Below are 10,251 nucleotides of genomic sequence, written 5' to 3'. Positions count from 1 at the left end.
AATGGGAGAGGGGCGGGGGAGAGGGCCAGAGCTTCAACGCAGTGCAAGCGCCTCGTGCTTGCCGAACGCCGGGCCCTCACCCCCGGCCCCTCTCCCGCAAGCGGGAGAGGGTAGCAAACCACCGCATCTTTGCCGTACCACACAAAGAGAAAGGGCCGCGGTTGCGGCCCGTTGATCAGGAGCGCGGCGTTCCGCCGTCGCGCCGCGCACCGCGGCGATCCGGTGTGGCAGCCGCCTTTGCCGGCGCCTTGCCGCCTGCCTGCGCCGGCACCGGCAGCTTGTACAGCGCCCCCGGCGACGACGTCAGCAGCGTATTGATCTGCACCACGTCCGATTCCTGCAGCACGCCCGTGGAAGCCTTCAGCCGCAGCCCGTTCATGATGGTGTCGTAGCGGGCCCTGGCCAGGTCGCGGCGGGTGGAGAACAGCTGGGCCTCGGCGTTGAGCACGTCGATATTGATGCGCACGCCCACGTCATAGCCAAGCTGGTTGGATTCCACCGCGCTGGTGGCCGAGCGTTCGGCCGCCTCCAGCGCCTTGACCTGCGCCAGCCCGTTGGAGACGCCGGAGTAAGTCTGGCGCGCCGTCTGCGCGGCGGTGCGGCGGGCGAATTCCAGGTCGCTGGCGGCCTTGTCGGCCAGCGCCAGGGTCTCGCGCACGCGCGACTGGATCTGGCCGCCGGCGAAGATCGGCAGGGTCAGCTGCACGCCGATCTGCGAGGCGTTGTAGTGCGTCGAGATCGCCTGTGTGGCGCTGCCGGTCTGGTTGTTGAAGCCGTACGAGGCCACCAGGTCGACCGACGGCAGGTGGCCGGCCTTGGCCTTGTTGGTCTCGCGCTGCGCGGTTTCCAGGTTGTAGCTGGCCAGGTTGACCTGCAGGTTGCTGGTCTCGGCCTGCGCCGCCCAGGCGTTGACGTCGGGCGGCTGGGGGCCCGGGATGGGCGCTTCCGGGCGCAGGCCCATCAGTTCGTCGACCGGCTTGCCGGTGATCTGCTGCAGCGTGGCGCGCTTGATCTCCAGGTCGCTCTGCGCGGCGATTTCGGTCGAGGTGGCCAGGTCGAAGCGGGCCTGCGCGTCGTTGGCGTCGACGATGGTGGCGGTGCCGACTTCGAAGTTGCGCTTGGCCTGTTCCAGTTGCTCGGCGATGGCCTTCTTCTGCGCGCGCGCCAGGTAGAGGTTGTCCTGCGCCGCCAGCACGTCGAAGTATGCCTGCGCGCTACGCGTGATCAGGTCGAGCTCGGCCTGGTGGAAGCTGACTTCGCCCGCCAGCGCGGCCAGCTCGCCCTGCTTGTAGGTTTCCCAGCGGTCCCAGCGGAACAGCGGCTGGCTCAGCTGCAGCTGCCAGTTGTTGTTATTGAAGAAACGCGTGCCCGAGGCGCTGGGCGCGCCGCCGATCGGCAGCGACGCGGTCTGGTCGAGCTTGGTGCGGTTGGCGCCCGCGGTGCCCACCACCTGCGGCAGCAGGCCGGCGCGGCCCTGCGGCAGCTTCTCGCGCGTGGCCAAGAGCTGCGACCGGGCGCTGGCGAACTGGGCGTCGTTGGCTTGCGCATCGCGGTAGACCTGCAGCAGGTCGGCCGCGCTTGCCGGCGCCATCGGCATCACAGCCAACAGCGGGGCCAGCAGGGAAACCGCGATCGCCAGGCGCGTCCGGATCGCTCCGGGCAGGGCGTTGGGCGCAAACGTCATGACACCTCCAGGTGGGCGCGGCGGGTGCCGCGGCCGACAGTCGTTTTTTCTTCGTGTTGCTGCGCTGGCCTGCCGCTTCAGTATTTCGGCATGCTGGGGTCGACCTGGCTGGCCCAGGCGTCGACGCCGCCGGTCAGGTTGTAGACCTTGCCGTAGCCCTGGCGCTCCAGGTAGGCCGCCACCTGCATGCTGCGTGCGCCGTGATGGCAGATGCAGACGATGTCGGCGTCTTCGTCGAGTTCGGCGGCGCGCGCCGGGATGTCGCGCATCGGGATGTGGGTGATGCCGGGCAGGGCGCAGGTCTGCACCTCCCAGCCTTCACGCACGTCGAGCAGGACCGGCTTGGCGCGGCTGGCGTCGGCCAGCCACTGGGCCAGTTCGGTCGCTTGGATGACCTGCATGGTGGTGCGTCCTCAGAACTGGAATTGCGACGGCCGGGCCGCGCCCTGCAGGGGCTTGACCGCGGTCTCGAACAGGTTGACGACCTGGTACTCGGTCTCGGACACGCGCGTGACCAGGCGCGCTTCCATCACCGGCAGTTCGCCGACGAAGGCGGCGATGCGTCCGCCCACCTTCACGTGCGCCAGGATCGACGGCGGAATCGCCGGCAGCGAGCCCGAGATGCAGATCACGTCGTAGGGCGCGGCGGCGGCCCAGCCGTCGGCGGCATTGCCTTCGGCGACGTCGACGTTGGTGACGCCGGCGTTGGCCAGGTTGGTGCGGGCCAGCTCGACCAGCTCGGGCACGATGTCGACGCTCAGCACGTGGCGCGCGCGGTTGGCCAGCAGCGCGGCCATGTAGCCGGAGCCGGCGCCGATTTCCAGCACGGTCTCATGCTTGCGCACGGCCAGGTCCTGCAGGATGCGCGCTTCGACGCGCGGCGCCAGCATGTTCTGCCCGGCGGGCAGCGGAATCTCCATGTCGACGAACGCCAGCGAGGCGTAGGCCGACGGGACGAACTGCTCCCGCTTGACCACCGCCAGCAGGTCCAGGATTTCCTGGTCCAGCACGTCCCACGGGCGGATTTGCTGTTCGATCATGTTGAATCGGGCTTTTTCGAGATCCATCTTGCCATTCCTTACCAATGCCAACCGCTGTCGGTCTGTGCGCCGGCCGCGCGGTGCCACGGCCGGACAGTCTTATCAAACCCGTTATTTTAACCTTGCGGACGCCTGCGGGCTCATTCCGCGCTGGCCTGTGCCGGGCCCGGTTGCCCGGCCGGCGCGGGCGCGGCCGGCGTGGCGGCGGGCTTGCCCTGCCACAGCCGGCGCAGCCACGCGCCGAAATCATCAAGGTACGTATAGATCACCGGCACCACCACCAGCGTCAGGATCGACGAGGTGATGATCCCGCCGATCACGGTCTGTCCCATCGGCGCGCGCTGCTCGGCGCCTTCGCCCAGGCTGAAGGCCAGCGGCACCATGCCGAAGATCATCGCCAGCGTGGTCATCAGGATGGGGCGCAGCCGCACGCGCGCGGCTTCGACCAGCGCTGCCTCGCGCGACAGCGGCGCGCGGCCGTCCACGCCCTGGCGCGCCTGGTTGGCGAAGTCCACCAGCAAGATCGCATTCTTGGTCACCAGCCCCATCAGCATGATGAAGCCGATGATCGAAAACATGTTCAGGGTCGATCCGAACAGCAGCAGCGCCGCGAACACCCCGGCCAGCGTCAGCGGCAGCGAGGTCATGATGGCGACCGGCTGGAAGAAGCTGGCGAACTGCGACGCCAGGATCATGTAGATAAAGATCACCGCCAGCGCCAGCGCTGACACGGCGTAGCCGAACGACTCGTTCATCGACTTGGTCGAGCCGCCGAAGCGGTACTTGTAGCCGGCCGGCCAGGTCATGCCGTCGAGCGCGGCCTTGATGTCGCGCGCGACTTCGCCGGCCGAGCGCCCAGCCACGTTGGCGGTCAGCTCGACTTCGCGGTTCAGGTCGCGCCGGCTGATCTGGTTGGCGCCGGTGGTCGGCACCAGCTCGGCAACCTGGCGCAGCGGCACCATCTTCGGCGAGCCGTCGGCGTTGGCGTGGCTGCTGGCGATCATCAGCGCGCTCAGGTCGGCCATGCCGGTGCGCGCGTCCCTGGGCAGGCGCACGCGCACGTCATAGTTTTCGTCGTCCGGCGCGCGCCAGGAACTGATGGCATCGCCGGCCAGCAGCGGGCGCAAGGCATTGCCGATCTGCGCCACGCCCACGCCCAGGTCCGAGGCCAGCTCGCGCCGGATGCGCACCTCGATGGTGGGGCGGTCGTCCTTCATGCTCGAGTCCAGGTCGGTCAGCCCGGGGATTGCCGCCATGCGCGCGCTGGCTTCGCGCGACAGGCGCCGCAGCTCGTCCAGGTCGTCGCCCTGGATCGATACCTGGATCGCCTTCTGCCCGCCGGCACCGTCGGGCATGCCGACCATGGTCAGCGTGATGCCGGCAATGCCGGCCAGCCGCGCGCGGATCAGCGGGTTGAGCTGCGCGGTGGACAAGCTGCGCGCGCGCCGCTCGGTCAGGCGCACCGACACCAGCGCGTTGTTGCGGCCGGATGCATTGCCAGAGTTGATGGTGGCGTACGTGTAGGCCACCTCCGGAAACGCCTTCAGCGCGGCTTCCACCTGCCGCACCTTGGCTTCGGTGACCGCCAGCGAGGTGCCGACCGGCGTGGTGAAGCCCACCTGGGTCTCGCCCAGGTCGGCGTTGGGCACGAACTCGGTGCCGATCAGCGGCACCAGCGCAAAGCTGCCGAAGAACGTCACCGCGGCGATGATGGCGGTGGCCAGGCGGTGCTTCAGCGCCCAGCCCAGCATGCCGGCATAGCCGTTGCCGAGCCGGTCCATCCTGGCCGAGAACCAGTCGAGCAACCGGCCCACCGTGCGCCCGTACCAGCTCTGCTTGTTGCCGGTGCCGTGCAGGTCCGGGTCATGCCAGACCGAAGACAGCATCGGGTCCAGCGTGAACGAGACGAACATCGAGATCAGCACCGCCGCCACCACGGTGATGCCGAACTGGTGGAAGAAGCGCCCGATGATGCCGCCCATAAAGCCCACCGGCAGGAACACCGCCACGATCGAGAAGGTGGTGGCCAGCACCGCCAGCCCGATCTCGTTGGTGCCGTCCAGCGCCGCGCTGCGGTGGTCCTTGCCCATCAGGTTGTGGCGCACGATGTTCTCGCGTACCACGATGGCATCGTCGATCAGCAGGCCCACGCACAGCGACAGCGCCATCAGCGTGATCACGTTGAGCGTGAAGCCGCACAGGTACATCACGCCGAAGGTGCCGATCAGCGCGATCGGCAGCGTCAGCCCGGTGATCACGGTGCTGCGCCACGACCCCAGAAACAGGAACACGATCGCCACGGTCAGGAAGGCGCCTTCGAGCAGCGTCGAGCGCACCTCTTTCACGCTGCTGCGGATGCCGCGCGCGGTATCGTTGACGACATTGAGCTGGACCCCGGCGGGAACCAGCTTGCGCACCTCCTCGGTCATGCGCACCAGCCCGTCGACGGTATCGACCGTGTTCTGGCCCTGCGCCTTCACCACCGACAGGAACAGCGCGCGCTTGCCGTCGAGCAGCGCCAGGCTTTCCTGTTCTTCCTCGCCGTCGCGCACGTCGGCGATCTGGCCCAGCGTCACCGGCTGGCCGGCGCGGCGCGCGACGATGATCTGCCGGAACGCATCCGGCGTGGGCACGCGACCCTTGATCTGCACCACGGTCTCCGTCGCCGAGGAACGCAGCTCGCCCGCGGGCAACTCCTGGTTCTCGTTGCGGATCGCGTTCATCACCTGGTCCACGCCGATCCCCAGCGCCTCCAGCTGCGCCGGGCGGATGCGGATCTCGACCTCGCGCTTGGTACCGCCGACGAGATTGATGGCGCCCACGCCGCGCACGGTCTCCAGCCGCTTGCGCACGATCTGGTCGGCGATGGTGGTCAGCTCGCGCTGGCTGCGGCTGGCGCCCGGCGCGTTGGAGACCGACAGGTAGAAGATCGGCGCGTCCGACGGGTCGTAGCGCAGCACGCGCGGTTCCTTGACCTCGTCGCGGAACTGCGGGCGGATCAGCGCGATCTTGTCGCGCACGTCCTGCGCGGCCTGGCCGACGTCGACGCTCAGGTCGAACTTGATGACGACGACCGAAGTGCCCTGGTAAGAGTGCGAGAAGATCTCGTCGATGCCGGAGATGGTATTGACAATCTCCTCGACCTTGCGCGTAACGTCGGACTCGACCGACTCCGGCGCGGCGCCCGGGTATTCGGTCTGCACCACCACCACCGGGAAGGTGATGTCGGGAAACTGGTCGACCGGCAGCCGCTGGTAAGAGAACAGCCCGACCACGATGAAGGCCATCATCATCATGGTGGCCAGCACCGGGTTGCGGATCGACAGGCGGGTGAACCACATGGTGACGGGCCCTACGCCTTGACGCGCCTGACCTGGCTGCCGCTGCGCAGCGTGCCGAGGTTGTTGCGGACGATCTCGGTGCCGGCATCCAGCCCCGAGACGATTTCCACCATGCCGCTGGCTTCATCGCGCAGGCCAAGCTGCACCGGGCGTTCCGCCAGCGTGTCGCGGTCAATGGCGTAGACGAAGGCGCGTTCGCCTTCGGTGCGCACCGCCGAGGCCGGCACCGCCACCACCGCGGCGCGCTCGCCCAGCACCAGCGCGCCGCGCGCGAACATGCCGGCGCGCAACTTTTGGTCGGCATTGTCGACGCGGATATAGACCATGATGCTGCGCGTGCCCTCGCTGACGGCCGGGTTGATGCGCACCAGCTTGCCGGTGAAGCTGCCGGCGCCTTCCACTTCCAGCGCCACCGGCTGGCCCACCGCGGCGCGCGCCACGTCGGCCATCGGGATCGGCGCTTCCAGTTCCAGCACGCGCAGGTCGACCACGTCGACCAGGCGCGTATCCGGCGACACCTTCTCGCCCGGCTGCACCGCGCGCGCGGCCACCATGCCGTCGAGCGGCGCCTTGACCACGGTGTCGGCCAGCGCCTTCTGCGCCACCGCCAGCCCGCCCTCGGCGGCGTCGAGGTTGGCGCGCGCCACGGCCAGGTCGGACTGGTACTTGTCGAACGCGGTCTGCGAAATAAAGCCCTTGGCGACCAGCTCGCGGTTGCGTTCCCAGGTCTGGCGCGAATTCTCGAACTGGCCGCGCGCGGCCAGCATCTGCCCGCGCGCCTGCGCGGCCCGGGCTTCGTATTCGGTGGGGTCGATGCGTACGATGACCTGGCCGGCGCGCACCGGCTCGCCTTCGCGCACCAGCACCTGCTTCACCTCGCCGGAGACCTTGGCCTTGACCGAGGCCTGGTTCAGCGGGCGCAGGCTGCCCGACAGCGGCAGCGACAACTGCAGGTCCTGGCGCGCCACGCGCACCAGGTCGGTCTGCAGGAACTCGACGATATTGGCGGCCGCAGCGGCCGCAGCGGCCGCAGCGGCCGCAGCGGCCGCTTCCGCCGCCTGCGGCTGGCGCGCGCTGCCGGCCTTGCGCACCGCCACCGTGGCGCTCAGCGCCAGGGCCAGGCAGGCCGCGGCGATCAGCAGGGTTTTTCGTTTCATGTGGGGGTGCCGGATCGCGGCGCGGAGGGGGCGGGCGCTGAGGGGTCAGGCGCGGCATCGGCGGCGATCGCGGCGGCGCGTTGCGCCAGCATCTCGTCGCGGATCACTTCCCAGATATAGGGTCCGTGCTGCGGCGGCAGCGGCCGGTTGCGGGCTTCGCCGGCGGTCAGCCCGAACAGCAGCGTGTCGAGCAGGCCATCGAGGAAGGCCTCGGGGTCGATGTCTTTCTCGGCGGTCGCGCGCAGCGCGCGCTGCCACAACATCAGGAATACCAGCGGCGCGCAGATCAGCGAGGTGGTCGGGTTGGCCGGCAGCGCGCGAAACTCGCCGCGCGCGACGCCGCGCGCCAGTACCTTGGCGAAAAGCTCGTCGCCCGGCACCATCACTTCCTGGTTATAGAAGCGGGCGATGTCCGGAAAATTGGCCGACTCCGCCATGATCAGCTTGGTCAGCCCCGCCACCGGCGTGGCACCGATCAGCCCCCACCAGCCGCGCAGCAGTTCACGCAGCAATTCCGGCGTGCTGCCCTGGTAGGCATCGACCAGGTCGGCGCCGCGCGCCAGTGCCGGCCCCAGGTTCTCGCGCACCACCGACTTGAACAGCTCTTCCTTGTTGGCGAAATACAGGTAGACCGTGCCCTTGGACACGCCCGCCGCCGCAGCCACGTCTTCCAGCCGCGTCGCGGCATAGCCGCGCTCGACGAACAGCTCCAGCGCCGCCGCCAACAGCTCGTGCGGCCGCGCCGCCTTGCGCCGGCTCCAGCGCGGGCTGTCGGCGTCCTTGTGCGGATCGGCGGGTGGCTTGGTCACGGCGGGTTTGCGAAGACTGCGGGGCACGAGGGGGCGTTGAAAAATTAATAACTTGTGGGTCAGTAATGTAGATGAGGCCCAACGGAGGGTCAAGCGCAGGCATTGAGCGGGGCGGCCCAAGGGCAAGCCGACGAAGCCATATCGACGTCATGTGATGAAAGGGGCATGTATCTTGTCCGCTCCGGCGCCGCGCTTACGGCGTTTTCCTTTTCTTACAGGACGGCCGCGGCCCTTCGGGCACAATGTCGCCTTTGTGCTGGCGGCCGGGCGGCTGCCGCTCCCCGAAACCATCGTTATGAGTTGCCGGTCAGACCTTTCCTGTCGTGCGGGTTGCGGCGCCTGCTGTATTGCGCCGTCGATCGCCTCGCCGCTGCCGGGCATGCCGGGCGGCAAGCCGGCGGGCGTGCCGTGCGCGCAGTTGCTGCCCGACATGCGCTGCGCGGTGTTCGGCAGCCCGGACCGGCCCGCGTTCTGCGGCGGCCTGAAGCCGTCGGCCGAAATGTGCGGCGATTCACGCGAAGCGGCGCTGCAATGGCTGGCACGGCTCGAGATCCTGACCGCGCCGCAAGCGCGCGCCTGAGAGGCCCGGCGCGGCGTGACGCCGGGCAATCGTTCCTGATATCCCGCAATCGGAGGCAATATGATCCGCACTTCCCGAAGGCGCTGGCTCGCCGCTGCCGCCGCGGCCACGCTGGCCGTGGGCCTGGCCGCCTGCGGCGCCTTCCGCAGCGAGTACACCTTCTCGCAAAGCCAGCTGCAGGCCGCGCTGGAGCGCAAATTCCCGTTCAACAAGCGCTACATGGAGCTGTTCGACATCCAGCTGACCAACCCGCAGCTGACGCTGGATTCGGTGCGCAACCGCGTCAACGTGCAGTTCGACGCCACCATCGACAACAAGCTGTTCTTCAGCCAGGCGCTGAGCGGGCGCTTCGCGCTGGACAGCGGACTGCGCTACGACGAGCCGACGCGCTCGGTGGTGCTGCAGGATCCGGAGGTGCAGCGCTTCGACGTGCGGGGCATGCCCGCGCAGTTCTCGCGCCAGCTCAACGCGCTGGGCGGCATCCTGGCCGAGCAGCTGCTGCAGGGCTATCCGCTCTATACCTTCCGCGAAGACCAGCTGCGCATTGCCGGCACGCATGTGGAGCCCGGTACAATCACCGTTTTGCCTGACGGCATCAACGTCAAGATCAACCGCCCCTGACCGGGGGCGCATCGAACAACAATAGGGGCGGTCCGGCGCGCAAGCCGGGCAACGCCCCTGACTACGTCTCTTTCGTTCCGCATGGAAATCGCACTTGCCCTGAAGGCCGTGATCCTCGGCATCGTCGAAGGCCTGACCGAGTTTCTTCCCATTTCGAGCACCGGCCACCTGATCCTGGCCGGGCAGCTGCTCGACTTCAACGACGAGAAGGGCAAGATCTTCGAGATCGTGATCCAGTTCGGCGCCATCCTGGCGGTCTGCTGGGAGTTCCGCGCGCGCATCGGCAAGGTGGTGCGCGGCCTGCGCGACGACCCGCTGTCGCAGCGCTTTGCCGCCAACGTGGTGATCGCCTCGGTGCCGGCGATCGTGCTGGCCTTTATCTTCGGCAAATGGATCAAGGCCCACCTGTTCAACCCGATCTCGGTGGCGCTGGCCTTTATCGTCGGCGGCGTGGTGATCCTGCTGGCCGAATGGCGCGACGCGCGCCGCGGCACGGTCTCGCACCCGCAGGGCAACGCGCTGCTGGAAGCGGCCAAGGCCGGCGCGCCGCGCATCGAGTCGGTCGACGACCTGAACTGGCGTGACGCGCTCAAGGTGGGGCTGGCGCAGTGCTTCGCGCTGGTGCCGGGTACTTCGCGCTCCGGCGCCACCATCATCGGCGGCATGCTGTTCGGACTGTCGCGGCAGGTGGCGACCGAATTCTCGTTCTTCCTGGCGATCCCGGTGATCTTCGGCGCCACGGTCTACGAACTGTACAAGGCGCGCGCGCTGCTGAACGGCGACGACCTCGGCATCTTCGCGGTCGGCTTCGTCTTCGCCTTCCTGTCCGCGTTCCTGTGCGTGCGCTGGCTGCTGCGTTTCGTCGCGACGCACGACTTCAAGCCGTTCGCGTGGTACCGCATCGCCTTCGGCATCGTGGTGCTGGTGACGGCGTACTCCGGCCTGGTGTCCTGGCACGCCTGACGCGGGTGGGCCGCGGGCAACAAAAAAGCGTGGCAGCCGCCACGCTTTTTGTTTGG

General features: G+C 68.5%; 9 protein-coding genes. 3 read left to right on the top strand and 6 right to left on the bottom strand.

Features of this window, described 5'->3' with window-relative positions:
* Positions 1-175: 175 nt before the first annotated feature.
* The 6 genes from CBM2594_RS12810 to CBM2594_RS12785 all read right to left on the bottom strand — a co-directional run bounded on the left by CBM2594_RS12810 (position 176) and on the right by CBM2594_RS12785 (position 8,058).
* A complete protein-coding gene (locus tag CBM2594_RS12810) occupies positions 176-1,684 on the bottom strand; it encodes a TolC family outer membrane protein (RefSeq protein WP_116357147.1) in 1,509 nt (502 codons plus the stop codon).
* A gap of 77 nt (positions 1,685-1,761) precedes the next feature.
* A complete protein-coding gene (locus tag CBM2594_RS12805; protein WP_116357146.1) occupies positions 1,762-2,085 on the bottom strand; it encodes a rhodanese-like domain-containing protein in 324 nt (107 codons plus the stop codon).
* A 12-nt stretch (positions 2,086-2,097) separates the two neighbouring features.
* The gene (locus CBM2594_RS12800) at positions 2,098-2,751 is read right to left on the bottom strand and encodes a protein-L-isoaspartate O-methyltransferase family protein (RefSeq protein WP_116357145.1); all 654 of its coding nucleotides are present in this window, start codon (positions 2,749-2,751) and stop codon (positions 2,098-2,100) included.
* A gap of 113 nt (positions 2,752-2,864) precedes the next feature.
* Positions 2,865-6,065, bottom strand: a complete 3,201-nt coding sequence (locus tag CBM2594_RS12795; RefSeq protein WP_116357144.1) for an efflux RND transporter permease subunit — start codon at positions 6,063-6,065, stop codon at positions 2,865-2,867.
* 11 nt (positions 6,066-6,076) lie between these two features.
* Complete coding sequence (locus CBM2594_RS12790; RefSeq protein WP_116357143.1) at positions 6,077-7,222, bottom strand: efflux RND transporter periplasmic adaptor subunit; 1,146 nt, start codon at positions 7,220-7,222, stop codon at positions 6,077-6,079.
* Positions 7,219-8,058 (bottom strand): TetR/AcrR family transcriptional regulator, encoded by an 840-nt coding sequence (locus CBM2594_RS12785; RefSeq protein ID WP_116357142.1) that lies wholly within the window; start codon positions 8,056-8,058, stop codon positions 7,219-7,221. The genes CBM2594_RS12790 and CBM2594_RS12785 overlap by 4 nt, the downstream gene beginning before the upstream one ends.
* A gap of 268 nt (positions 8,059-8,326) precedes the next feature.
* Here CBM2594_RS12785 and CBM2594_RS12780 point away from each other — a divergent pair, with 268 nt between their 5' ends.
* The 3 genes from CBM2594_RS12780 (at position 8,327) to CBM2594_RS12770 (ending at position 10,195) form a co-directional block, all read left to right on the top strand.
* Positions 8,327-8,611 carry a YkgJ family cysteine cluster protein gene (locus CBM2594_RS12780; RefSeq protein ID WP_116357783.1) on the top strand — a complete coding sequence of 95 codons (285 nt, stop codon included), beginning with the start codon at positions 8,327-8,329 and terminating at the stop codon, positions 8,609-8,611.
* A gap of 60 nt (positions 8,612-8,671) precedes the next feature.
* Positions 8,672-9,232, top strand: a complete 561-nt coding sequence (locus CBM2594_RS12775) for a DUF1439 domain-containing protein (protein ID WP_116357141.1) — start codon at positions 8,672-8,674, stop codon at positions 9,230-9,232.
* A gap of 81 nt (positions 9,233-9,313) precedes the next feature.
* Positions 9,314-10,195 (top strand): undecaprenyl-diphosphate phosphatase, encoded by an 882-nt coding sequence (locus tag CBM2594_RS12770; protein WP_116357140.1) that lies wholly within the window; start codon positions 9,314-9,316, stop codon positions 10,193-10,195.
* Positions 10,196-10,251: the final 56 nt, after the last annotated feature.

Origin of the sequence: Cupriavidus taiwanensis (assembly GCF_900249755.1) — a bacterium.
GTDB lineage: Bacteria > Pseudomonadota > Gammaproteobacteria > Burkholderiales > Burkholderiaceae > Cupriavidus > Cupriavidus taiwanensis_D.
This window is presented reverse-complemented; position numbering and strand designations above follow the sequence as displayed.